20 protein-coding genes and 1 tRNA gene are annotated in these 23,089 nt (G+C 73.1%); 9 read left to right on the plus strand and 12 right to left on the minus strand.

From position 1 onward, the window contains the following. Positions 1-101: 101 nt before the first annotated feature. Positions 102-485 (minus strand): cupin domain-containing protein, encoded by a 384-nt coding sequence (locus AC07A6_RS11790; RefSeq protein ID WP_331719283.1) that lies wholly within the window; start codon positions 483-485, stop codon positions 102-104. 177 nt (positions 486-662) lie between these two features. Between AC07A6_RS11790 and AC07A6_RS11795 the strand changes: the two genes are divergently transcribed. From AC07A6_RS11795 to AC07A6_RS11805, 3 genes are all read left to right on the plus strand, one after another. Then, positions 663-747, plus strand: a tRNA-Lys gene (locus tag AC07A6_RS11795). Positions 748-929: 182 nt separating this feature from the next. Continuing rightward, the gene (locus AC07A6_RS11800; RefSeq protein WP_478776998.1) at positions 930-2,057 is read left to right on the plus strand and encodes an iron-containing redox enzyme family protein; all 1,128 of its coding nucleotides are present in this window, start codon (positions 930-932) and stop codon (positions 2,055-2,057) included. 6 nt (positions 2,058-2,063) lie between these two features. Then, complete coding sequence (locus AC07A6_RS11805; protein ID WP_362464279.1) at positions 2,064-2,753, plus strand: hypothetical protein; 690 nt, start codon at positions 2,064-2,066, stop codon at positions 2,751-2,753. Between the two features lie 180 nt (positions 2,754-2,933). Here the strand turns inward: AC07A6_RS11805 and AC07A6_RS11810 are convergent, their stop codons facing one another. Continuing rightward, the gene (locus tag AC07A6_RS11810) at positions 2,934-3,083 is read right to left on the minus strand and encodes a hypothetical protein (RefSeq protein WP_362464276.1); all 150 of its coding nucleotides are present in this window, start codon (positions 3,081-3,083) and stop codon (positions 2,934-2,936) included. Between the two features lie 18 nt (positions 3,084-3,101). After that, on the minus strand, positions 3,102-4,124 hold the full coding sequence (locus AC07A6_RS11815) for a bifunctional lysylphosphatidylglycerol flippase/synthetase MprF (protein ID WP_478776999.1): 1,023 nt from the start codon (positions 4,122-4,124) through the stop codon (positions 3,102-3,104). A gap of 257 nt (positions 4,125-4,381) precedes the next feature. On the opposite strand from AC07A6_RS11815, the gene AC07A6_RS11820 reads away from it, so the two are divergent. The 6 genes from AC07A6_RS11820 (at position 4,382) to serS (ending at position 10,544) form a co-directional block, all read left to right on the plus strand. Beyond that, on the plus strand, positions 4,382-5,521 hold the full coding sequence (locus AC07A6_RS11820) for an acyl-CoA dehydrogenase family protein (protein WP_478777000.1): 1,140 nt from the start codon (positions 4,382-4,384) through the stop codon (positions 5,519-5,521). Between the two features lie 68 nt (positions 5,522-5,589). After that, the gene (locus tag AC07A6_RS11825; protein ID WP_478777001.1) at positions 5,590-6,144 is read left to right on the plus strand and encodes a hypothetical protein; all 555 of its coding nucleotides are present in this window, start codon (positions 5,590-5,592) and stop codon (positions 6,142-6,144) included. Further along, entirely contained in the window at positions 6,141-6,740 is a 600-nt protein-coding gene (locus AC07A6_RS11830) for a flavin reductase family protein (RefSeq protein ID WP_362464264.1), read from the plus strand. Before AC07A6_RS11825 ends, AC07A6_RS11830 begins: the two co-directional genes overlap by 4 nt. After that, positions 6,737-7,720, plus strand: a complete 984-nt coding sequence (locus tag AC07A6_RS11835; protein ID WP_478777002.1) for a ferritin family protein — start codon at positions 6,737-6,739, stop codon at positions 7,718-7,720. The genes AC07A6_RS11830 and AC07A6_RS11835 overlap by 4 nt, the downstream gene beginning before the upstream one ends. A gap of 4 nt (positions 7,721-7,724) precedes the next feature. Then, positions 7,725-9,257, plus strand: a complete 1,533-nt coding sequence (locus AC07A6_RS11840) for an APC family permease (protein WP_478777003.1) — start codon at positions 7,725-7,727, stop codon at positions 9,255-9,257. 9 nt (positions 9,258-9,266) lie between these two features. After that, a complete protein-coding gene (gene serS / locus AC07A6_RS11845; protein ID WP_362464256.1) occupies positions 9,267-10,544 on the plus strand; it encodes a serine--tRNA ligase in 1,278 nt (425 codons plus the stop codon). Here serS and AC07A6_RS11850 read toward each other — a convergent pair. From AC07A6_RS11850 to AC07A6_RS11890, 9 genes are read right to left on the minus strand one after another with little or no spacing between them, the layout of a single operon-like run. Then, positions 10,531-11,253 (minus strand): 4'-phosphopantetheinyl transferase family protein, encoded by a 723-nt coding sequence (locus tag AC07A6_RS11850; RefSeq protein ID WP_478777004.1) that lies wholly within the window; start codon positions 11,251-11,253, stop codon positions 10,531-10,533. The genes serS and AC07A6_RS11850 overlap by 14 nt on opposite strands. Before the next feature lie 50 nt (positions 11,254-11,303). Continuing rightward, positions 11,304-12,368 (minus strand): C45 family autoproteolytic acyltransferase/hydolase, encoded by a 1,065-nt coding sequence (locus AC07A6_RS11855; protein ID WP_478777005.1) that lies wholly within the window; start codon positions 12,366-12,368, stop codon positions 11,304-11,306. After that, entirely contained in the window at positions 12,365-12,979 is a 615-nt protein-coding gene (locus AC07A6_RS11860) for a GNAT family N-acetyltransferase (protein ID WP_362464247.1), read from the minus strand. Before AC07A6_RS11860 ends, AC07A6_RS11855 begins: the two co-directional genes overlap by 4 nt. A 3-nt stretch (positions 12,980-12,982) precedes the next feature. After that, entirely contained in the window at positions 12,983-13,270 is a 288-nt protein-coding gene (locus AC07A6_RS11865) for an acyl carrier protein (RefSeq protein ID WP_478777006.1), read from the minus strand. After that, complete coding sequence (locus AC07A6_RS11870; protein WP_478777007.1) at positions 13,263-14,930, minus strand: AMP-binding protein; 1,668 nt, start codon at positions 14,928-14,930, stop codon at positions 13,263-13,265. Before AC07A6_RS11870 ends, AC07A6_RS11865 begins: the two co-directional genes overlap by 8 nt. Next, complete coding sequence (locus AC07A6_RS11875) at positions 14,927-18,220, minus strand: non-ribosomal peptide synthetase (RefSeq protein ID WP_478777008.1); 3,294 nt, start codon at positions 18,218-18,220, stop codon at positions 14,927-14,929. Before AC07A6_RS11875 ends, AC07A6_RS11870 begins: the two co-directional genes overlap by 4 nt. Next, a complete protein-coding gene (locus AC07A6_RS11880) occupies positions 18,217-20,526 on the minus strand; it encodes a class I tRNA ligase family protein (protein ID WP_478777009.1) in 2,310 nt (769 codons plus the stop codon). Before AC07A6_RS11880 ends, AC07A6_RS11875 begins: the two co-directional genes overlap by 4 nt. Next, complete coding sequence (locus tag AC07A6_RS11885) at positions 20,523-21,773, minus strand: NAD(P)/FAD-dependent oxidoreductase (RefSeq protein WP_478777010.1); 1,251 nt, start codon at positions 21,771-21,773, stop codon at positions 20,523-20,525. Before AC07A6_RS11885 ends, AC07A6_RS11880 begins: the two co-directional genes overlap by 4 nt. Beyond that, on the minus strand, positions 21,761-23,089 hold the full coding sequence (locus AC07A6_RS11890) for a lysine N(6)-hydroxylase/L-ornithine N(5)-oxygenase family protein (RefSeq protein ID WP_362464229.1): 1,329 nt from the start codon (positions 23,087-23,089) through the stop codon (positions 21,761-21,763). Before AC07A6_RS11890 ends, AC07A6_RS11885 begins: the two co-directional genes overlap by 13 nt.

The following is a 23,089-nucleotide window of genomic DNA, read 5'->3' on the forward strand; positions in this document are numbered from 1 at the left end:
ACAGGGACAAGGCACAAGGGACAGATCCTCAACGGGAAGGGGCACGGTCCGGAATTCCGGACCGTGCCCCTTCCCGCATGTGCGGCCGGCGTCAGTCGGCGTCAGTCGGCGAGCTGGGAGACGATCATCACGCAGTCCTCCAGGGCCTTGGTGGCGTGTCCCTTGCCCTGCGTGTCCTCGACCAGCTGGGTGTTGCCGGGGATGAACGTGCGCCAGGTGCCGTCGCTGACCCCGCACTCCATCTTTCCGCTGACCAGCGTCATGATCTGGCGGCGCGGGGCCGGGTGGAAGTCGCCGAACCAGCCGGCCGGGATGTAGAGGTAGACGGCCTGCTTGGCCGGCACGCCCTCGGAGACGAAGAGCGACGGCGCGGGCGGGGCGAAATTGAGGGCCGTCACCTCCAGCGTCTCGTCGATGAAATGCGATTCGCCGTTCTCGTCGTTGTAGAGACGGGAAACGGCGATTTTGGCGGTCTCGGCGCTCACGGGAACTCCCTGCGAAGTAGTTCGTAGCAGTTCGAAGCAGTTCGGTCGATCGATCGCCCTTCACTATCCCAGCCGACGCTGATGCGCCCCTGACCGATACCGGCAATTACCATCTCAGAATTTCATCAGCACCGTGTCAGCCGGACCGTGCCAAGCTGATGGCAGAGAAAGGCCGTTGGAGAGGTACCCAAAGCGGCCGAATGGGGTCCGGCACTTCGCCGGACGGGCTCTGCCCACGCAGGTTCGAATCCTGCCCTCTCCGCAGGTGCTCATCCCAGGCACGCGCATCCCGATACGACGACGAGGGATGCGCGTGCTTTGGCATGAGGGGCCCCGTGCGTACGTACACGGCACGGCCCCTTCAGCGCCCCTCTTCCTCGCCCCTCTTCCTCAACCCGCGCGACCCCGAACACGGCGTCGTCTGCCCGAGGGACCCCGAGAGACATGGAGACGCAGTTGCCCACCAGCGACCACCCCAACATGCCCGCGATCCGCACCCGCACTGCCATCCCCAGGACCGACGCCGCCGCGCTCGTCGAGGAGGTTTCGTCCTGGCTGACCGTGGACGCCGACGAGATCGACGCCAAGTTCACGGGCGAACGCTCCCGCATCGTCGAGGCCGTCACCGACATGAACGCCGCCGCGGCCGGCCCCGGCCCCCACCGCGAGGACGCCCACTACCACCAGCAGCTGCTCCTCTCCCGCATCTACCAGACGGTGATGCAGATACCCGACCGCCCCAGCGCCGAGGGATCGGTGCTGCTGCACGAGGTCACCCGGCTGCTGGAGAACGCCACGCTCCAGGCCGAGGACGCCCACCTGGAGCCCGGCCTGCTGGAGTCGGCGCCCGCCGACCCCAAGCAGTTCCTGTCCTGGCTCAAGGGCATCGTCCGCAGGCACCGCGCCTTCAAGCACCCGTACTACACGGACTTCATCAACCGGGAGGCGCGCAGCGAGGACCTGCGTACGTACGTCATCCAGGAGTCGCTGATCGACGGCCGCTTCGACGACTTCCTCGCGATGATGCAGATCGGCACGGTCGGCGCCAGCAAGATGGAGATCGCCGGCAACTACTGGGACGAGATGGGCAACGGCGATCCGGAGGCGGTGCACACCCACCTCTTCAACAAGATCTACGAGGTCTTCGACGTCCGCCCCGAGGACCTGGAAGCCGCCATGACCACCACCGACCTGCACTCCGGGAACCTCGCGGTGCTGCTGTGCCGCTACCGGCACCTGTACCCGGAGGCGGTCGGCTTCCTCGGCATGACGGAGTGGCTGGCGCCCGACCGGTTCCGCAACGTCGTACGGGCCTGGGAGCGCCTGGGCCTGCCGGAGGTCGGGATCACCTACCACCGCCTGCACATCACCATCGACTCGCAGCACGCCGCGGGCTGGTTCCACAACGTGGTCATCCCGAGCGCCGACTCCGCCTACATGCGCCGGGGCATCGCCCGCGGGGCACTGTGGCGCGCCAACTCCTCGGCCCGCCACCTCGACGAGCGCCTGGAGCTGGCACGGCCCGCCGCCGAGGGCGCGCTCGCCGAGCGCACGCCGGTCGCCGCGGGCTGAGCCGCCGTGTCTCTGCGGGAGCACGGCTTCGCGCTGGTCGGGCTGGACCCGGTCCCCGGGGCGGTGACGTCCGCCTTCGCCGAACCCGCGTACGCGAACGCATACGGCTACGGGGTCGTACGGCTGCGGATGTCCTGGACGGCGGACGACGACTGGCTCTTCCTGCCCGTCCCCTCCTACGCCGTCCCGTACGACGTCCCGTACGACGGGGCGGACCGGCGGCTGGAGGCGGGGATGGCGGCGCTGCTGCGGCGGGCGCTGGGCGGGCCGTGGCTGGACGTCCACGCGGACTGGCTGATCGAGCTGCACCGGGTCCGGACCGTGGCGCCGGCCGGGACCACGGTCCCGGTGCGGCTGCCCGGGCCGCCGGGGGCGGGCGACGGCGGGTTCGGGCTGGTGGCGGTGGTGGGGCGGGACGGGGCCGGGTCGGGCCGGGTGCGGCTGTTCGGCGCCGGCCGGGCCGCGCCGCTGCTGGAGGCGGCCCCGGTCCCGGGGCAGGGGCTGCTGTTCGACCGGCGTACGGTCGCGCGGGAGCGCCACGAGCTGACGGCGGGCCCGGCCGGGCCGGTGGTGCAGGACCTGCTGGTGGCGCACGTGTCCCGGCCCGCCGGGCCCGAACCGGCCCTGCGCAGGCGCCCGATGCTGGTCCGCGGCCCGGCCGGCACCCTCCTGCGCACCCGCCCGGCCCTGCGCTGACAGCGCCGGAACACCGCCGGGACACCGCCGGAACAGCGCCGGGACATCGCCGGACAACACCGCCGGAACACCCCCCGAGGGGGCGGCGGGGAGCACCTCTCCCCCGCCGCCCCCTCCTCTGTTTCCCCGTGCGCGCGAAAAGCCCCGCCGGCCGTGCCGGCGGGGCCCTCGCGAACCGGCCTACTGCGCGGCCCCGCGCAGCAGTTCGTCCAGGCGGGCCAGGTCCGCGTCGCAGAGGCGGGCGGCCTCCAGGTCGTCGGGGGCGGCCGCGCAGGCCTGGAAGCGTTCCACGACCAGCAGGCCCTGGGTCTCGATCTCGTCGGACGGCATGGGTGTGCGACCTCCCTCTCAGACCGCGTTGCAGGCGCGGAAGACGTGGACCAGCGCGGGCAGGCTCGCGCCGTGCTGGAAGGCGATGTACTCCGGCAGGACCGCGGAGGGCGCCCACTTCTGCTTGTACTCCAGCTGCGTGCGCGCCGGGTAGATGTGCGCGCCGTGCTCCCACAGGTGCTGCATGAACCAGTGGAAGCCCCGGCTGTGGCCCGGGAACTGCGGGGCCGTCAGGGAGGTGAAGGGGGTGAAGCCGAAGTGCAGCCAGCGGGTGCCCTCGGCGGTGAACACGTCGATCGCGGCCTTGTTGAGGGCCTCCATCACCCCGGGCGGGGAGTCCGGCTGCCGCCGGCTCAGGTCGTGCATCCAGCCGGCCTGCGGGCCGTAGACGGGGGCGTACGAGACGTAGCCGATCAGCTCGCCGTCGCGGACGGCGGCGAAGAGGCGGCGCAGGTGCTGGTAGCGGCCGCCGGTCTGGCCGACGAGGAACTCCAGGGGCTTGACGCCCTCGCCCTTGGTGGAGAGCCAGGCGGTGTCGAGTGCCGCGATCCGGTCGGCGTAGTCCGCGTAGTCCGCGTACGCGACCTCCCTGATCTCCAGGCCGCTGCGCAGGGCGCGGGAGATCTTGTTGCGGAGCTGCATGAACTTGGTGCCGGCCAGGGTGAAGGCCTCCAGGTCGACGGCGTACGAGGCGCCCATCTGGTTCACCGTGAAGCCCTGGTCCACGTAGACGTCGGCGTCCGCGCCCTGGAGCTGTACGGACACGATCTCGCGGCCCTGCTCGGCGGCGAAGCGGACGAAGGCCGCAAGCAGCCGGGCCCGGGGGCCGTCCGGGCCGGCGGGGGCGAAGGGGGCGAACGGGCCGCCGAACTGGACCAGGTAGCGGCCGACGGCGCGGTAGACGATCACCCCGGGGACGTCCGGGAGCCGGAAATGGCTGTTCCCGTCGCTGAAGGCGAAATACGCGCTGGGATTTCCCGCGTCCGCGTACTCCCGGATGGCGTCGAGCGCCGCATCCGTATCCAGAACCGTTCCGGTCATTTCAGATCCATTCTCGCGCCGGCAACTTCCTCACTTATGGCACGCGGGGCCGCCCACCACAACCCCCGAAGGCCCTTCCGGTCAGCCGCAGGTCAGCAGCGGGTCAGTTGAAAGCGCTGGTCAGATGGGCGTCAGGCCTCAGTCAGATGGTGAGTGAAAGACTCCCCATTGCATTTTGATTTCCGGATCACCGGAATTGAACGGCGATCCGGACGGCACATACGGTGAATACGAGTGAGCCCGAGGAGAACACGGCGATGCGTTCCCTGACGACAGCGCGCGGGGTCTGCGAGCAATTCCACGCAGGCCTTCTCGACGCACTCGAAGAGCTGCCGCTCACGGCCCGCGAGGGCGCGGACAGCCCGGTGCTGGAGCTGTACCGCGAGCACGGCGGTCCCGGGCTGCTCGTGCCGGCCGCGTACGGCGGCGCGGCCGCCGGTCCGCTGGAGGCGGTCCGGGTGCAGCGGGCGATCGCCTCGCTCTCGCCCTCCCTGGGCGTGGCCACGACCATGCACCACTTCACGGTGGCGATGCTGTTCCGGCTGGCGGAGGCCACCGGCCGGCTCACCCCGGCCCAGCTGAAGCTGATGTCCGCGGTGGCCTCGGACGGGCTGCTGCTGGCGTCCGGCTGGGCGGAGGGCCGTACCGACCAGAACATCCTGGCGCCGTCGGTCGTCGCGGAGCGCACCCCGGGCGGCTACCGGGTCAACGGCTCGAAGAAGCCGTGCAGCCTGTCCGGTTCGATGGACGTGCTGACGGCGAGCGTGCAGGTGACGGAGGTGGACGGGCGCTCCGCGCTGGCGCTGATGCTGATCCCGGCCTCCTCCCCCGGCGTCACGACCCGGCCGTTCTGGGCGACGCCGGTGCTGGCCGCCTCGCAGAGCCACGAGGTGCGGCTGACCGACGTGGAGGTGCCCGAGGACCTCGTCATCCACAGCACCCCCGAGGACGCCGACCGCCTCGACGACCTCCAGACGGCCGGGTTCACCTGGTTCGAGCTCCTCGCCACCTCCTCGTACGTCGGGGCCGCGTCCGCCCTGGTCGCACAGGTGCTGGCCGGCGGGCGGGGCAGCGCCCCGGAGCGGGCGCAGCTGGCGCTGCGGCTGGACGCGGCGGTCTCCCTCGTCGAGGGCGCGGCCCGCTCGCTGGAGGACGGCACCGGGGGCGACGAGGCGGTGGCGGCGGTGCTCACCGCCCGCTACACCACCCAGGACCTGCTCGCCCAGACCGTCGACCAGGCCGTGGAGATGCTCGGCGGGATGGCCTACATCCGTTCGGGGGACGTGGCCTACCTGGCCTCCGCGGTCCGCGCCCTGGCCTTCCACCCGCCGTCGCGCGCCAGCGTGGCCGCGGAGCTGGCCGAGTACTTCGCCGGCGGCCCGCTGCGCCTGTCCTGACCCTCCCCCGGCAGCAACAGCTGCTTCCCGTAGCGCGGTCCGCCCGCAGTTAGGACACGACACCCCTCATGGACATCAAGAACCCGGTCGAGTCACCGGTCACCTTCAACCTGCACCGCCTGGAGTACCTGGTCGCGTTCGCCGTGACGATCGGGTTCATCCTGTGGCACTTCACGGACATCAACTGGTTCGCGGCGATCGGCCTGTTCCTGTACATCGACCTGCTCGGCTACATCCCGGGCGCGATCGCCTACCGGCGCAGCCCCGACGGGCGGATCCACAAGGCGTACTACGTGCTCTACAACTCGATGCACAGCCTGCTCAGCGTGGCCGCCGTGGGCCTGCTGTGGATGTGGCTGATCGGGCCGGAGTGGGCGCTGCTGGCGCTGCCGTTCCACGTGTTCGGCGACCGGGGCGTCTTCGGGAACTTCCTGAAGCCGTTCGGGCTGCCCTTCGAGCCGGAGGACACGCCGCTGGTGCACCAGCTGACGGCCATGCTGAAGCGCCGCTCGGCGACCGACGGCCCGGTGCCGCTGCCGTACGAGGAGCACCCCGCGACGATCGCCGCCACCGGATCGGCCGCCACCGGGTCGGCCGCCCCCGCCGTCGGGGCGCACCGGTGACCCGCTACCCGGCCTGGCTGACGGACCGCAGCGCCTCCGCGGCCGCCGAGGGGTACGAGGACCCGGACGCGGCCCGGCTGGCGCTGCGCCGGCTGGCTTCGAGCGTAACGGTGCTGACCGTCAGCCGTGACGGCGTCCGGCACGGCACCACCGCCAGCGCCGTGGTCACCCTGTCGCGGGACCCGCTGGTCCTCGGCGCGTGCCTGCGGCCGACGTCCACGTTCGCGGGGATGGTCCGCCGGGCGGGCCGCTTCTCGGTGAACGTGCTCGGCTCGGCGCAGCAGGACGTGGCCCGCCGCTTCGCGAACCCCTCCCGCCCGCTCGGCGACGCCCAGTTCGACGGCTTCGACTGGACCACCGACCCGCTCACCGGCGCCCCGCTGATCGGCGGGAGCCTGGCGCACATGGCGTGCCGGGTGCTGGGCTGGCACCAGGTCGGGGACCACGACATGCTCCTCGCCGAGGTCACGGGCGGCTCGCACACCGTCGACTCCCCGATGCTCAGCTTCGCCGGCCGCATGCACAGCGCCTGCGTCACCCCTGCCGCTTCCGCTTCCGTCTCCGTTCCCGCTTCCCCCAGTGAGGTTGCGTCATGACCACCCTTCCGCAGATCCCCGTAGAGGCCGACTGGGACCGCGCGCCCAACCTGCTCGACGGGGCGCAGGAGATGACCCTGACCGCCGAGGAGTGCGATCTGGGCTACTGGCTGTCGGCCGTGGCGCAGGGGACCCTGCGCGGGCGGGCGGAGGCGGGGCACGACGCCGTGACTCCGGAGCACATGAAGGAGGACGGGCCGCTGCGGCAGGCGCTCGTGCTGGAGCTGGGCAACCGGTCGCTGGCCGAGTCCCGGGCGGTGGACGTGCTGTCCCACTACGTGATCGGCGCGCCGGGGGTCGTGGAGCAGGAGTTCTTCACCACCCAGGTGGTCGACGAGGCCCGGCACGCGATGATCTTCCGCAAGCACCTGGTGGACCTCGGGGTGCCGGAGGCGGGGCTGCTGGGGTTCATCAAGGAGCAGGGCGCCGACTACACCCGCCGGGTGCTGAACCCGATCGCCGAGTTCGCCACCGGCGTGGTGCGCGACGAGGGCGACTTCATCGGCGCGGTCGCGGTGTTCACCATCGTCATCGAGGGGGTGCTGGCGCCCGCGGCCGAGCTCAGCGAACGCAAGTGGACCCTGCTGGACCCGGCCGCGGCGGAGATCGCGCGCGGCGCGTCCATCGACGAGATCCGCCACCTGACCGTGGGCAGCTCGATCGTCCGCGAGCACCTGGCGCGCAACCCCTCGTACCGGCCGCGGCTGATCGAGCTGATCCGGCGCGGGCGGCGGCTGTGGGACGAGCTGCCGTCGGAGGAGTTCGTGCTGGAGCGCGAGGAGCTGTTCCAGCAGGGCATGTTCGCGCACGCCGAACTGCTCAAGGACTACGAGGTGTTCCCGGGCTGCCGGCTGCTGGAGACCACGCCCAAGCAGCGCTACGACCTCGCCGAGCAGTGGACCGACGACATGGCCGAGGTGCGGCTGCCGTACATGGGCGTCCCGGAGGCCGTCGACATCATCCGCAACCACCCGAGGTGATCCGGTGACTTCCACGATCCCCGTCAGGGCGACGGAGCCGGAGTCACCCGCCGCGCCGGGGCTGCGCAGGACGCTGACCACCCCCCGGATCGTCTTCCTGGTCGTCGCGGCGGCCGCCCCGATGTCCGGGGTGGTCGGCTCGGTGCCCCTCGCCTACGCCATCGGCAACGGCGCCGGAGTGCCCGCGACCTTCGCCCTGGCCGGGCTGATCCTGCTGTGCTTCTCCGTCGGGTACGCGGCGATGAGCCGGCATGTGGTCGGCGCGGGCGGCTTCTACACGTACGTCGGGCAGGGGCTGGGGCGGCCGCCGGCCGTCGCGGCCGGGCTGACGGCCGTCCTCGCGTACACGGCGGCCGTCGCCGGGGTGGCGGGGGCCTTCGGGTACTTCGCCGAACTGGTCTCCGCCGCGCACGGCCTGCCGGTGCCGTGGCCGGTGTGGACGGGCGGTGCGCTGGCCCTGACGGCGGTGATGGGCTACCGGCGGATCGACCTGAGCGCCCGGCTGCTGGCGGTGCTGATGGTCGCCGAGGTGGCGGTACTGGGGCTGCTGGCGCTGGCCATCGGGGTGCGGCACGGGACGGACACCCTGCCGGCGGCCGCGTTCCGGCCGGAGACGGTCCTCGCGCCGGGGCTCGGGGTGGCGCTGATGTTCGCGCTGATCTCGTACGTGGGCTTCGAGGCGGCCGCGCTGTACGGCGAGGAGAGCCGCGACCCGAAGCGCAGCGTGCCCGTCGCCACGTACGCCTCCGTCGTGCTGATCACCGTCTTCTTCGCGCTGATGAGCTGGGCGGCGGTCGGGGCGGTCGGCGCGGACCGGGTCGCGGAGACCGCCGGGAGGGAGCTGGGCGACCTGTTCTTCCACCTGTCGGACGACTACCTGGGCACCTTCGCGACGAGCGTGATGCAGGTGCTGCTGTGCACCAGCCTGTTCGGGGCGCTGCTCGGGCTGCACACCGCCGCGAACCGGTACCTGTTCGTCCTGGGCCGGGAGCGGGTGCTGCCCGGCTCGCTGGCCCGGGTGCACCCCCGGCACGGCTCGCCGCACCGGGCGAGCGCGGTGCTGTCGGTGGCCACGGCCGTCGTGTGCGCGGTGTTCGCGCTGGCGGGGGCGCATCCGTACACCAACCTGGCCACCACGATGCTGGCGCTGGGCACGGTCGGGATCGTCGCCCTGCAGGCGGCGGTGGCCGTGGCGGTGCTGGTCTTCTTCCGCGGGCACCCCGAGGGGCACTGGTGGCGGACCCGGCTGGCGCCCGTACTGGCCCTGGCCGGGCTGGTGGGGGCGCTCTGGCTGCTGCTGGACAACTTCGCGCTGGTCACCGGGAGCACGTCGCCCTGGGTGAACCGGATCCCGTGGCTGATGGCCGGCGCCGCCCTCGGCGGTCTCGGCCACGCCCTGTGGCTGCGGTCCCGCTCGCCGCAGCGGTACCGGGCCATCGCCACGGTCGCCGCCACCGCCACGGTCGCCGCCACCACCGCGCACGTCACCACCACCGCGCACGTCACCGCCACCGCGCACGTCACCGACGAGGACTGAGGAGCCGTCATGCACGACCCGCACAGCCTGCTCCAGGAGGCGGCCGGGGCCGGTCTGGCCCGCCGCGGACACGTCCTGGACCGGGCCGCCCTGCGTGACCTGACCGAACAGCGCGCCCGGCTCATCGCCGAGCGGGACAAGCTGCGGGCCGAGCAGAACCGCTCGGCCAAGGCAGGGGTCCGGCCCGACGACGCGGCGCGGGCCCGGGCGGCGGCGGCCAAGGAGCGCCTGCGGTCGGTGTCGGAGGAGCTCCGGGAGGCGGAGGAGGGGCTGGCCGCGCTGCTGCTGGCCGTGCCCAACCTGCCGTACCCGGACGTGCCCGACGGGACCGAGCAGGACCCGCCGGTGGTGCGGCGGACCTGGGGCGAGGTCCCCGGGTTCGAGTTCACGCCGCGCGACCACGTGGACATCGGGACCCGGCTGGGGATCCTGGACCAGGTGCGCGCCGCCAGGCTGTCGGGGTCCCGGTTCGCCGTGACCCGGGGGGCGGGGGCCCGGCTGGAGCGGGCCCTGGCCGCGTTCCTGCTGGACCTGCACACCACCGAGCACGGGTACACCGAGCACGGGGTGCCGCACCTGGTGACCCGGGAGACGATGACGGGTACCGGGCAGCTGCCGAAGTTCGAGGACGACCTGTTCCTGACGGGCGCCGCCGACCGGGACCTGCTGCTGATCCCGACGGCGGAGGTGCCGCTGGTCAACCTGTACCGGGGGGAGACCCTGCGGGAGGACGGGCTGCCGCTGGCGCTGACCGCGTGCACGCCCTGCTACCGGGCGGAGGCCGGCTCGTACGGCCGGGACACGCGGGGGCTGGTGCGGCTGCACCAGTTCGAGAAGGTGGAGCTGGTGCGGATCTGCCGGCCGGAGGACTCGGCGGCGGAGCTGGAGCTCCTGACCGGGCACGCCGAGACGGCGCTGCGGCGGCTGGGGCTGGCGCACCGGGTGGTGGAACTGCGGGCCGGGGACCTCGGGTTCGCCGCGCGGCGCACCTATGACATCGAGGTGTGGCTGCCGGGGCAGGGCACGTACCGGGAGATCTCCTCGTGCTCGGACTGCGGGGACTTCCAGGGGCGCCGGGCCGGCATCAAGGTCCGCGACCGGGACGGGCGCAAGCGGTTCGCGGCGACGCTGAACGGTTCGGCGCTGCCGGTGGGCCGGACACTGGTGGCGGTGCTGGAGCAGTACCAGCGCGCGGACGGCTCGGTGGCCGTGCCGCCCGCGCTGGTTCCGTACACCGGCTTCTCGGCGATCGCCCCCGACGGTTCGCCGGTGGTCAGCGCCCAGTGAGCCCGGAGGGGGCCCGGGCCGGTGGCCGTACGGGGTCGCCGGTCCGGTCCGGCCAGGTCAGGACGGTGACCGGGGGGAGTTCCCGGGAGACGAACGCGGTCATCGCCCACGGGCAGTCCTGCCGGGTCGGCTGGAGCGCGGTGTGGCCGTGCCAGGGCAGGGCGCCGTGGCCGGTGATGCCGCGCAGGCCGACGGAGCCGTCCGGGCCGAAGGCCAGGTCAACTTCGCGGGCGCCGTCGGTCAGGCCGCGCCCGGTGGCCTTGACCGCGGCCTCCAGCAGGGTCCAGGCGTGGAAGAAGGTCTCGGGTCCGACCCCGTCCGGGAGCCCCGGGTAGATGAAGGTGAGCACGTCGAGGCTGCTGGAGGCCGGGCGGACCAGTTCGACGTCGACGCCGATGGGCCCGGTCTCGGTGGCGCCGAGCAGCAGCAGTCCGTCGGAGCGGGACCAGCTGACGTGGGTGCCGGGCTGGTCGGGCAGGTAGGGCTTGCCGGCGGGGTCGTAGTGGATGCGCAGGTCGTGCGCGTCGAGGCCGAGGCGTTCGGCCAGCAGGCGGCGGACGGTGAGCCGGGCGCGGTAGAAGCGGTGGGCGGCACGCGCGTGGACGAACTCGGCGCCGCGCCGCAGTTCGTCCTCGGTGAGGCCCTCGGGGTAGCGCGGGGTGATCTCGGTGGGGGCGACCTGGTCGAGGTCGACCAGCCATGCGTCCATCATTCTCCTTTCTCGGACACATCCCTGGCCCTGGGCCCTGGGCCCCGGGGCTACAGGGTGAACACCCTCGTGCGGGAGCGCGCGGGGTCGCCCGGCCTCAGGTGGAGCCGCCCGGCCGCCGGGAACATCACGGCCGCGGCGACCGTGCGTTCGGCCCGGATGTCGCCCCGGTCGGGGACGCGTACGGGGGGCCGTGCGAGCAGCGCGAAGTGGTCCTCGGCGTGCGCGTCGCCGGGGAGGGCGGCGATCCCTTCGCGGGCGGCGGCGAGGCGGCGGCGCGAGGAGTTGCGGGCGAAGACGTTCAGCTCGTCGGCGGGGGCGAAGTCCGGGTGGAGGTAGTGGTTGGTGTGGGCGAGTGCGCCGGGGGCGGCCTCGGTGACGCGCAGGTCGCCGTCGAGGTGTTCGGCGTACAGGACCCGTTCGTGGTCGCAGAGCATGAGGGAGCGGGAGCTGGACAGCGGCAGGTCGACGAGGACCTTCAGGGCCTGTTCGGCGGTGGCCGCCGTGTCGAGGAGGTGGCGGACGGCCAGGTACGGGGGCACGCCGGGGCGCCAGCTGCCGCCGAGGACCAGGTTGATGCCGACGGCGAGGCCGTCGCTGTTGACGCCGAGGTAGCCGAGGAGTCCGGCGAAGCTGAGCACGAGGGAGCGCCGGGCGGAGCCGGCGCGGGCGGTCTCCAGGACGGCGATGTGGGTGTCGAGGTTGCCGCTGAGGTCGACGGTCTGGGCGAGGACGGGCTCGGTGCCCGGGCCGGTGCGGGCGTACGTGGTGCAGTCGCCGCCGGCCCGGATCTTCGAGTAGCCGGTGAGTTCGCGGCGCAGCTGGAGCAGCCAGGCCTCGTCCTCGCTGATCCGGGCCCCGTCGGCGAGGCCGGCGACTTCCTCGGCGAGGTCGGGGACGGCCGCCTCGACCGCGTCGCGGTGGGCGGCGATCGAGGGCAGCAGGGCGGGCAGGGTCGGGGGCCGGTCGACGAGGTGGCCCAGGCGGGCGAGGCCGTCGTCGAGGAAGGCCCGCAGCGGGGCGGCCAGGGCCGTGCCGTGGGCGCGGCCGATGTCCCAGGGGGTGCCGGAGGCCCGTATGTGGGCGATGCCGGGGTCGGCGGTGTCCTCGCTCATGCCGGTACGGCCTTCTTGGGGCCGTGCGCGAGGAGGGCGCGGACGGCGGGCCATTCGGAGCGCAGGACGCTGTAGTAGACGGCGTCGCGGCGGCGGCCGCCGGGCATGTAGTTGAAGCTGCGCAGGACGCCTTCCTCGGTGGCGCCGATGTTGGCGAGGCCGCGGCGGGCCTGGGTGTTGAGGACGTCGGTCTTGAACTCGGCGCGTTCGGCGCCGAGCACCTCGAAGGCGTGTTCCAGCAGCAGGGCCTTGGCCCAGTGGTTGACACCGCGGCCGCGGAAGTCGCGGCCGAGCCAGGACCAGCCGATCTCCAGGCGCCGGTCCGCCTCGGCCATGTTGCCGAAGCTCATGCTGCCGGCGATGCGGCCGCTCGCCTTGTCGGTGATGGTCCAGACGGCGCGGCGGCCGGCCGTGTGGTCGGCGAGGTTGGCGTCGAAGAAGGCCTCGAAGTCGGCGTCGGTGTCGACGGCGGCGACGAAGTAGCGCCAGATGTCGGGGTCCATGGCCACCGCCCGGACGCCCTCGCGGTCGGCCTCGGTGATCGGGGTGAGGCGGACCCGGTGGTTCTCCAGGACGGCGGCGGTGTGCTCGGTCCAGCTGAGGGCGCTCATGGTTCAGGCTCCGGTGGTGGCGTGGTGGTGGCGGGCGAGGGCTTCGGTGACGTCGCGCAGGGTCTTCATGTCGGCGAGGTCGTGTTCGGTGAAGTGGGCGAGGTCGACGCCGGTCTCCTCGCAGACCTCGGTGAGGAAGAGGACCTTGTTGAGGGAGGTCAGGCCGTAGGCGGAGACCATGTCGGCGCCGGGGTCTATGGCCTCCGGCTCGACCTCGGGGACCAGGACGAGGGAGAGCTGGTCGCGGGCCGCGGCCTCGATCGCCGCGCGGGTGTCGGTGGTGTCAGGCATGGATCCCGGCCTCCTGGGTGTGCAGCGGTGAGTGGTAGGCGGCCCGGATGTCGGGGCGCTTCGGCTTGTACTGGGAGGTCAGCAGGCCGCCCTCGATGCTGAACGGCGGGTCGGCGACGACGACTCGGCTGATCCGCTCGTCGGGGGTGGTGGCGGCGTTGACGGCGGCGAGGCGGGCGGCGATGGCCCGGTGGTCGGCGGGCAGGCCGGCCGGGGAGACCACGGCGACGAGGTCGGTCTGGGTGGGGCTGAACAGGACGCATTCGGCGATGGCCGGGTCGGCCCGCATGAGTTCCTCGATGGGGCGGACGATGACCTTCTTGCCGTTGTCGAGGACGATGACGTCGTCGGCGCGGCCGTGCACGTAGAGGAAGCCGTCCTCGTCGAGGTGGCCGAGGTCGCCGGTGCGGACGGTCCCGTCGGGCGAGAAGACCTTCTCGGAGTCGCCGGGCCGGGCGTACGCGTAGTGGTTGTTGACGGGGTGGGTGCTGCGGACGCTGATGACGCCGTCCTCGCCGATCAGGACCTCCTTGCCGCGTACGGCCCGTCCGACGCTGCCCTCGCGGTGGGCGCCGGGGTGGTTCTTGGTGACGATGCAGGTCTCGTTGAGTCCGTAGCCCTCGTACAGGGGCAGGCCGGCGGTGTCGTTGAAGAAGCGCAGTACGGCGGGCGAGGCGGGGGCGGATCCGGTCCACAGGTAGCGGATCCGGTCCCCGAAGAGGGTCCGGGCGGCCTCGGCGGGGCTGCGGCCGGGGGTGCGGCGCAGGCGGGCCGCGATCTGGCGGCGGGCGCTCTCGTAGAAGGCGGGGACGCCCATGACGACGGTGGGGCGGACGCGGCGCAGGGTGGCGAAGGCTGCTTCGTAGGTGGTGAGGGTGACGTCGTGGCCGTGGAGGAGGGCGGAGTACACCCAGTAGCGCTGCTGGAGGAGGGAGAGTGGCAGGAAGACGAAGAGGTTGTCGCCGGGGGCGTGTCCGAAGATCTCCTGGACGGCGCGGAGGGAGCTGTCGATGCTGCCGGCGGTGGCGCCGAGGCCCTTGGGGATCCCGGTGCTGCCGGAGGTGAACTTGATGGTGGTGACGTCCTCGGCGGCCCAGGTGACGGGCGGCAGCGGGGTGTCGGGGCCGTCGCCGGGGCCGGCCAGCTCCCACAGGCCGGCCATGGGGATGGTGTCGGGGACGCCGCCGGTGTCCTGGTCGGTGAACAGGAGGTGGAGGCCGTAGCCGTCGACGAGTTCGGTGGACGGGGTGAACTTGCCGGGCTCCAGGCCGGCGGTCTGCGCGCCGAGGCGCAGGGCGGCGAGGTCGAGCAGGACCCATTCGAGGCTGTTGGCGGCGAGGACGCCGATGCGGTCGCCGGGGCCGATGCCGTAGTGCTCGCGCAGGTGGTGGGCGAGGCGGGCTGCGCGGTCGTACAGCTCGCTGAGGGGGATGGTGCGGGTGCCTTCCAGGCGGGCCACGTGGAGGTTGCCCCCGGGGGGCTCCTCGGTGGTGATGCGGCGGATCGTGTCGGGGACGGCCGTGTGTCGGCTGCCGGCCGGTGGGGGCTGGTCGCGCAGTTCCCCGCGCCCCTGATGGGGTACTGCCGTGTGTCGGCTGCCGGTCCGCTGTGGCTGAGCGCGCAGTTCCCCGCGCCCCTGGCGGGGCCCTGCCGGGGTCATCGGTCGGCCGCCGGCATGAGGGTGGCGGCCATCGCCCGGACGGTGTCCATCTCGGAGAACTGGTCGAGGGTGATGGTGACGCCGAAGCGCTTGCGGGCGGCGGTGAGGATGCGGGCGGCCGCGATGGAGTCGCCGCCGAGGGAGGCGAGGGTGTCGAGGGCACCGATGTCGGGGCGGCGCAGGACGGTGGACCAGATGTCGCAGAGGATCTTCTCGGCCTGGGTGGCGGGGGCGTTGCCGCCGGTCTCCCGCGCCGCGCCCTCCTCGGCGCCGAGCGCGGCCAGCCGCGTACGGTCCACCTTGCCGTTGCCGGTGAGCGGGAGCTCCTCGTGCCAGAGGACGGCCGCCGGGAGCATGTAGTCGGGCAGGTCGGCGCGCAGGGCCTGGCGGAGTTCGGTCAGGGGCGGGCGGTGGCCGCCGGAGGGGACGAGGTGGGCGATGAGCCGGTTGCCCTGGGCGGCGACGACGGCGCGGGAGACCTCGGCGAGGGCGGCGAGGCGGGTCTCGACCTCGCCGGCTTCGATCCGGTAGCCGTTGATCTTGATCTGGAAGTCGGTGCGGCCGAGGATCTGGATGTTCCCGTCGGGCAGGTAGCGGCCGAGGTCGCCGGTGCGGTACATGCGTTCGCCGCGTTCGGGGTCCTCGTAGAACCGCTCGGCGGTGCGCTGTTCGTCGCCCCAGTAGCCGCGGGCCAGTCCGGTGCCGGCGGCGGTGATCTCGCCGGTGACCCAGTCGGGGGCGTCGAGGCCGTCGCGGTCCAGGACGTAGGCGCGGTTGTTGGCGTTGGGGCGGCCGTACGGGATGGACTCGGTGCCGTCCTCGTCCTCGCCGACGGGGTGCAGGATGTTCCAGACGGTGGTCTCGGTGGGGCCGCCGAGGGAGACGACCTCCAGGCCGGGGATCATCTCGCGCAGCTGCGCGGGCAGGGCGGGCGGGAGCCGGTCGCCGCTCATCATGACGAGCCGCAGGCCGGGCGGTACGTCGCCGTCGGCGCGGGCCTGCCCGTGGAGCAGGCCGACGATGGCGGGGACGGAGTTCCAGACGCTGACCTGGTAGAGCCAGCACAGCTCCAGCCAGTGGGCGGGGTCGACGGCCCGGTCGTGGTCGGGCATGACCAGGGCGGCGCCGGCCGACAGGGCGCCGAAGACGTCCCAGACGGACAGGTCGAAGTTGAAGGCGCTGACGGCCATGAACCGGTCCTCGGCGGTGATCCCGAAGCGGTCCCGGCAGTCGGCGACGAGGTTGGCGACGTTGCGGTGGGTGACCATGACGCCCTTGGGGGCGCCGGTGGTGCCCGAGGTGTAGAGGACGTACGCGAGGTCGTCGGGGGTGGATCCGGGGAGCCGGTCGGGGAGTTCGGCGCGGCCGGAGCAGGGCCGGGTGAGGTCGAAGGCGGCCATGGAGCCGGTGGAGGTCCAGCCGGTGTTGGTCAGGACGCAGCGCACCCGGCCGTCGGCGAGCATGTACTCCTGCCGGGCGGTGGGCAGGCCGGCGTCCACGGGCAGGTAGGCGGCCCCGGCGAGGACGGTGGCGAGGATGCCGACGATCTGCTCGGGTCCGCGCCGCATGACGAGGCCGACGAGTTCGCCGCGGCCGACGCCCTGTTCGCGCAGCCAGGTGGCGGCGGTGGCGGCGCGGTGCAGGAGTTCGCCGTAGCTGACGGTGCGGTCGGCGGTGAGGATCGCGGGGGCGGCGGGGGTGCGTGCCGCCTGGGCCACGACGGCGTCGCCGAGCATCTCCTCGGGGAGTTCGACGGCGGTGTCGTTGGCGGCGGCGCGGCGGGCGCGCTGGGCGGGCGGCAGCAGGTCGAAGGAGTGGCGCTGCCAGGCGGCGTCCTCGTCGGCGAGGAGGCCGAGCAGGGTCCGGTAGCCGTGGGCGAGGTCGTCGAGGAGGCCTTCGCAGAAGAGTTCGTCGATGCCGTCGAGCTGGACGACGAGTTCGCCGTGCTGCTCCATCGCGAAGGCGTTGAGCCATACCTGGGGGGTCTGGCTGACGGAGAAGACCTCCTTGCCGAAGAGTTCCAGCGCGGAGCCGTCGACCTCGCTGCTGACGTGTCCGATGGCGCTGTTGAAGGTGAACGGCATGCGGGCGGCGGCGATGCCGCCGCGCCGGCGGGCCAGTTCCTTGAGGACCTCGATGCCGGAGAAGTGCCGGTGGTCGATGTCGGTGTGCAGGCGGGTCTGGAGGGCCTGGGCGCGGGCGGCGAAGGGCAGTGCGCGGTCGATCTCGGCCTCGACGAGGAGGGTGTCGGAGAACTGGCCGATGGCCTCGAAGACGCGGGGGTGGACGGGCGGGCGGTTGGCGACGGTGGTGGTGAGGGTGAAGCGTTCGCCGGCGCCCCAGGTGGCGAGGGTTTCCGCGTAGGCGGCGAGGAGCAGCGCGGAGGGGGTCAGGCCCTTGCCGGCGGCGCGTTCCTTCAGGGCGGTCCAGGCGGTGCGGTCGAGGCGGACCTCGCGCTGGGTGAAGCGGGTGCCGGACAGGGCGGCGGGGCTGGTGCGCAGGGGCAGGTCGGGGTGGGGGGCGAGGTCGTCGGCGCGTGCCGTCCAGTAGTCGCGGGAGCGGCGGGCGGGGGCCCGGTCGCGGGCGGTTTCGAGGGCGGCGAGGTAGTCCTCGTAGGGGAGTTCCTCGTGGACCTCGGCGGTGGGGTTCTGGTAGGCGTGCCACCAGGCGCGGAAGAACAGGAACATGCTGATGCCGTCCATGACGAGCCCGTCGTGGCCGACGTGGAGGACCATCTTGTCGTCGTCGAGGATGGTGGCGTCGACGGTGAGCAGCGGGGCCTGGTCGGCGGGCAGTACCTGGTGGGAGCGCATCTCGCGGAGTTCGGTGCGGATCAGTTCCTGCTGGCGGGGGCTGTGGGCGCGCAGGTCGAGGACGCCGATGCGCGGGGAGGCGGCTTCGCCGTGTTCGGTGGCCTGGCGTTCGTCGGAGAGGAAGCGGGAGCGCAGGGCGCTGTGGGCGGCGACGACGGTGTCGAGGGAGCTCTGCAGCCGGTCGAGGTCCCAGTCGCCCTCGATCTCGTGGAAGACGTGGCTGGAGACGTCGCCGATCTCGAAGACGCCGCTGCGGCCCACGTAGTAGCTGCGCTGGAGGGGGGTGAGGGGGAAGCCGGGGCCGTGTTCGGCCTCGCGGGCGAGGTGGGCGACGAGGGCGGGCTTGGCGGCCTTGACGCGGGAGATGAACTCGGCGTCCATCCGTTCGCGGTTGCCCTGGAGGCGCAGGTCGCCGTCGGCGAGGGCGACGGACAGTCCGCGTTCGGCTATCTCGCGCAGGATCTGGCGGGTGTTCATCGGGCGTCCCCCGAGGTCAGGGCGGCGACGGCGGAGGGCTCGGCGCGCTCGGCGATGACGGCGGCGAGTTCGGCGAGGGTGCCGCCGTGCAGGAGTTCGTCCATGGAGAGGTCGACGTCGAGGGCGTCGAGGATCTGGTACTGGACGGTGACGGCCTGGAGGGAGCCGGCCGCGAGCTGGGTGAGGGTGCGGTGGGCGATGTGCTCGTCCTCGCCGAGGCGCAGTGCGGTGCGGGCGATGCGGGTGAGCCAGGGGGTGAGGACGGGGTCGGCGCCGGGTGCGCCGGCGGCGTCGGGGGCGGGCCGGAAGAAGACGGCGTCGGCGAGGTCGACGGGGGTGCCGGGGGTGAGGAGTTCGACGGTACGCGGCCATGTGCCGGGGGCGTCCTGGCCGAGGGCGGCGGCGAGGCGGGCGGCGAAGCGGGGCATGACGGGGGCGGCGGCGTGCGCGAGGAGTCGGGCGGCGGCGAGTTCGAGGGCGAGGGCGGTGCGGTTCTCGTCCTCCCAGCCGGGGGTGTCGGTGAGGAGGCCTTCGGCGCGGGCGAAGCGGACGGTGTCGCGGACGATGCCGTCGAGTTCGGCGGCGGCCTGGTTGAGGGAGAAGGCGTCCTTGCCGAGGGCGGTGGTGACGGCGCCGAGCCGGGTGCCGAGCCGGGCCAGGAAGGCGGTGTGCTCGGGAGTCCAGTTCCCGGCGTCGGGGGCGCGGCCGGCGTGGTGCTTGGCGGTGCGGGCGCCGAGGTCGGTGAGCCACTGCTGCCAGGTGCCGATGAGGGTGTCGTCGAGGGCGGCTTCGTAGGCGGCGCGCCGGAAGTCGGTGCGGGCGCCTTCGGGGCGGGTGGCGGCGAGGAAGAAGCGGACGGCGTCGACGGTGTCGGGGGTGAGGATCTCCTTGCCCCAGATCGCGTGGCGGCGGCTGGTGGAGAACTTCTCGCCGTCGAGCAGGTAGAACTCGTTGACGTGGTAGTCGATGTCGGGGGTCCAGCCGGGGAAGGCGAGCCGGTAGAGGACGGGGTAGAGGACCGAGTGGTAGAAGCTGTTGTCGTAGCCGAAGAAGTGGACGATCTTCCAGTCGGGGGCGGGGGCGGCGGCCTGCCAGGGGCGGCCGAGGCGGGCGCCGAGTGACTGGATGCCGTGCAGGAAGCCGTAGCTCATCTCGGGCCACACCCAGATGACCTGCCCGTCGGTGTCGTCCCCGCGCGGTTCGACGCCCCAGCCGGAGGGGTGGGTGAGGGGGACGTCGAGGCTCGGGCGGGCGAAGACGCGGTCGGCCAGTTCACGCAGCCGGGCCGGTACGCGGCCGAGCCTGTGGTGGTCGCGGACGTCTGCGGAGAAGGTGTGCAGGGGCAGGTTCCAGCGGGCGGCCGTGCCGCGCACGGGTGCCTGCGGGGCGGCGGAGCGGGGCTCGGTGAGGTCGGTGACGGTGTTGGGTTCGCCGCACTCCTCGCAGATGTTGCCGCCGGTGTCGTTGCCGCAGCCGGGGCAGCCGCCCTTGACGTCCGCCTCGTAGAGGTAGTGGCCGGTGCCGGCGTCGAAGAGGGCGCCGTGCTCGGCGACGGACACCCGGCCGGAGGCGGTGACCTTGCCGAAGAAGTCCTTGAGGCCCTCGCGGTAGCCGGGGTCCTGGTCGGTGACGGTGTACTGGTCGACGGGTATGTCCATCAGCCGCAGGGTTTCGGCGATCTCGGCGCTGTAGTGGGCGGCGGTTTCGGCGGGGGTGCGGCCGTCGGCGCGGGCGGCGCCGAGGACGTAGCTCTGGTAGTCGTCGCTGCCGGTGAGGTGGTAGGCCTCGGCTCCGTTCATGCGCTGGAAGCGGGTGAAGGCGTCGGCGCCGAGGTAGGGGCCGCACAGGTGGCCGAGGTGGAGGTCGCCGTTGGGGGTGGGCGGGGTGGAGAAGACGAAGACGGGGCGCGCGCCGAAGCCCTCTCGGTCGGGGGCGGCGGCGCGGGCCATGGCCCGTTCGGCGTCGCGCCAGTACTGGGTGAAGAAGACGAGGTCGTCGTCGCCCTCGCCCGCCGTGTTCCCCGGGCTGGTGTTCCTCAGACTGGTGTTCCTCAAGACATGCGACTCGAAGGGGTCGAAGAGGACGACGGTGCCGGGGGCGGCGGGGTGGGTCTCGCCGTCGACGACGAACTCGCCGCGGCCGGAGACGATGACGAACAGCTCGCTCTCGTCGTGGTGGTGGCCGTCGGTGGCGCCGCCGGGGGCGACGCGGCCCCAGCCGGCGCCGGTGCCCAGGCCCTCCACGCCGCTCATGTCGATGCCGAACGCCTGCTCCAGGACGTCGGCGTCATAACTCGCGATGATCATGTCGTGGCCTTTCGCGGTGACGGGAGGGAGGGGATCAGGTCGGCGGCCCGGGCGGCGAGGGCCGGGGCCAGCCGGTAGCCGGAGCCGCCGGCGGCGCCCGCGAAGAGGAGCCGGCCGTAGGGGTCGAGGCGGGTGGCCAGCGGGCTGCCGTCGGGCCCGTACGCGTCGCAGAACACCCGGCCGGACCGGCAGTGCGCGGCCAGGCCGGGGGCGTAGCGGGTGAGCAGGGCCCGGGCTTCGCGCAGGTGGCCGGCGGTGAGGGCCGGGTCGACGGTGGCGGGGTCGACGTCCCACTCCCGGCAGGTGTAGCTGAAGAGCCAGTGGCCGCGGTGGTGGAGGGGCAGCAGGAAGGCGTCCTCGGTGTGCAGGACGACGGCCCGGTCGCCGGGGGCCGGGGCCACTTCCACGTGCAGGGCGACGATCTTCTTGACGCGGGCTCCGAGCGGGGCGACCAGCTCCCGCCAGGCGGGTTCGGCGAGCCAGGGCCCGGGGGCGATGACGACGTGCCCGGCGGTCAGGGTGGCGCCGCCGGTCAGGGTGAGCCGGGCGCCGCCGGGGCCGGCGGCGACGGTCTCGACGGCGACGCCTTCGCGGAAGGAGACGGCGGGGCGCAGTTCGGCGGCGAGGCGCTGGGTGAGGGCGTGGACGTCCGCGTACTGGCAGCCGTCGCCCTCCCAGGCCCCGAAGCCGGGCGGCAGCGCGGGTACGGCGGGCGGGAGTTCGGTGGTCCAGCGGAGTTTGGCCTCGGGGAGGTAGACCTCGCGGAGCCGGTCCTCGGCGGCCTCGGGGGCGATGACGGTCATGCCGAGGGGGTGGATGGGCAGGTCGGGGCGGGCGGTGTGGAGGTCGGCGTAGAAGCGCTCGCTCTCGGCGGCCAGGGTGCGGACGGTGTCGTCGGCGCCGCGCGGGAAGTGCAGTCCGGCGGAGCGGCGGGTGGCGCCGGAGCCGATCATGTCGCGGTCGAGGACGGTGACGGTGGCGGCGGGGTCGCGGTGGAGGACCTCGCGGGCGATGAGGACGCCGAGGATGCCGGCGCCGACGACGGCGACGTCGGTGCGGGCCCCGGCGGGGCCGCCGCTGCCGGCGGCGGCGGTGCGGTAGGAGGCGGGGTCGGTGGGGTCGGGCGCCTGGGCGGCGGCCCGGGGCGCGGGTGCGGTGGTGGCCGGGGCGGCCGGAGGGTTGGCCGCCGGGTCGGTGGCGAGGGTGCGGCAGGCGCGGGTGCGGTCCGTGTCCATCAGGCGGTCCACCGTTCCTCCTGGGGGGCCTTCGAGGACCATTCGATGAAGGAGGCGAGCTGCTCGTCGCCGCGGACGCCGCACAGCCGGTCGGCGATGCGCCGGCTGCGCCAGGCGTTGAGGCTGAGGTTGGGGTCGGCGAGGCCGCGCTGGCCGCGGACGCCGTTCTGTACGAAGATCCGGCGGTCGGCGGGCCCGTCCCAGCGGACGGCGTAGTCCTCGTCGACGCGCAGTTCCTCGCCCTCGTGCTCCAGGCGTCCGGCGAGGGGTGCGAGGAAGTCCATGGCGGCGGGCCGGTAGCCGGTGGCCCAGACGATGACGTCGGCCTCGAACTTCTCCACGGACTCGGGTTCGCCGGTGTGGCGGGCGCAGACCTCCCAGCCGCCGAAGGGGCCGGGGCGGACGTCGAAGACCTCGCGGCCGGGGTGCAGGGCGACGAGGTCCTCGTTGCCCTCGACGAAGCGGTGGACGTAGATGGTCTGGTAGATCTCGCGGAGGGTGGACTCGGAGATCCCGTCGCTGGTCAGGACGTTGCGGGAGTTCAGCGACTGGCGGCGCTCGCGGGGCAGTCCGTAGAAGTAGTCGGCGTGGCTGGGCATGTAGTAGTCGTTGGTGAAGGGCGAGTCGTCGATGGGGAAGTAGTTCTGCCGGCGGGAGATCCACGAGACCCGGCGGGGCAGGTCCCAGCCGCCCCGGGAGATCAGGTCGAGGAAGGCCTCGGCGCCGGACTGGCCGCCGCCGATGACCACGACCCGCTTGCCGCCGACGTCGCGCGCGGCGTGGACGTAGTCGGCCACGTGGAACTGGGTGGGGCCGAGCAGGTGTTCGCCCTGCGGGGGGACCCAGGGGCGGCTGCCGACGCCGGCCACGACGTTGTCGGCGGTGACGGTGCGCCGGTCGGTGCGGACGGTGAAGACGCCGCGTCCGTCGTCGAAGTCGACCTCGCGGACGCCCTCGCCGAAGACGACGTTCTCGTTGCGGCGGCTGGCCCAGGCCAGGTAGTTGCGGAACTCCAGCCGGGGCACGTCGTCGAACTGGGCGTTGAGGAAGTGGTAGACGCGTCCCTTGGCGTGCAGGTACGACAGGAACGAGAAGGGGTTGGCGGGGTCGGCGAGGCTGACCAGGTCCTTGAACTGGGAGACCTGGAGGGTGCTGCCGGGGATCTGCTGGCCGTCGTGCCAGCCGAAGGACTCCTTGCGGTCGAGGAAGAGATTGGGTACGTCCGGCCTGCCGTGCAGCAGGGACGCCAGGCTGAGGTTGGCCGGGCCCACGCCGACTCCCACGCAGCGGAAGTGCGTGATGCCCGGCCGGAAGCTCTCGTGCCCCAT

The organism is Streptomyces sp. NPDC044002 (assembly GCF_056434525.1).

Coding starts and splice junctions, on each gene's coding strand:
- AC07A6_RS11815 (WP_478776999.1), bottom strand. CDS start 4,124: ATGACCGGAACGGTTCTGGATACGGATGCGGCGCTCGACGCCATCCGG.
- AC07A6_RS11825 (WP_478777001.1), top strand. CDS start 5,590: ATGGACATCAAGAACCCGGTCGAGTCACCGGTCACCTTCAACCTGCAC.
- AC07A6_RS11870 (WP_478777007.1), bottom strand. CDS start 14,930: ATGACCCCGGCAGGGCCCCGCCAGGGGCGCGGGGAACTGCGCGCTCAG.
- AC07A6_RS11880 (WP_478777009.1), bottom strand. CDS start 20,526: ATGATCATCGCGAGTTATGACGCCGACGTCCTGGAGCAGGCGTTCGGC.
- AC07A6_RS11860 (WP_362464247.1), bottom strand. CDS start 12,979: ATGAGCGCCCTCAGCTGGACCGAGCACACCGCCGCCGTCCTGGAGAAC.
- AC07A6_RS11855 (WP_478777005.1), bottom strand. CDS start 12,368: ATGAGCGAGGACACCGCCGACCCCGGCATCGCCCACATACGGGCCTCC.
- AC07A6_RS11835 (WP_478777002.1), top strand. CDS start 6,737: ATGACCACCCTTCCGCAGATCCCCGTAGAGGCCGACTGGGACCGCGCG.
- AC07A6_RS11890 (WP_362464229.1), bottom strand. CDS start 23,089: ATGGGGCACGAGAGCTTCCGGCCGGGCATCACGCACTTCCGCTGCGTG.
- AC07A6_RS11875 (WP_478777008.1), bottom strand. CDS start 18,220: ATGAACACCCGCCAGATCCTGCGCGAGATAGCCGAACGCGGACTGTCC.
- AC07A6_RS11810 (WP_362464276.1), bottom strand. CDS start 3,083: ATGCCGTCCGACGAGATCGAGACCCAGGGCCTGCTGGTCGTGGAACGC.
- AC07A6_RS11865 (WP_478777006.1), bottom strand. CDS start 13,270: ATGCCTGACACCACCGACACCCGCGCGGCGATCGAGGCCGCGGCCCGC.
- AC07A6_RS11820 (WP_478777000.1), top strand. CDS start 4,382: ATGCGTTCCCTGACGACAGCGCGCGGGGTCTGCGAGCAATTCCACGCA.
- AC07A6_RS11800 (WP_478776998.1), top strand. CDS start 930: ATGGAGACGCAGTTGCCCACCAGCGACCACCCCAACATGCCCGCGATC.
- AC07A6_RS11850 (WP_478777004.1), bottom strand. CDS start 11,253: ATGGACGCATGGCTGGTCGACCTCGACCAGGTCGCCCCCACCGAGATC.
- serS (WP_362464256.1), top strand. CDS start 9,267: ATGCACGACCCGCACAGCCTGCTCCAGGAGGCGGCCGGGGCCGGTCTG.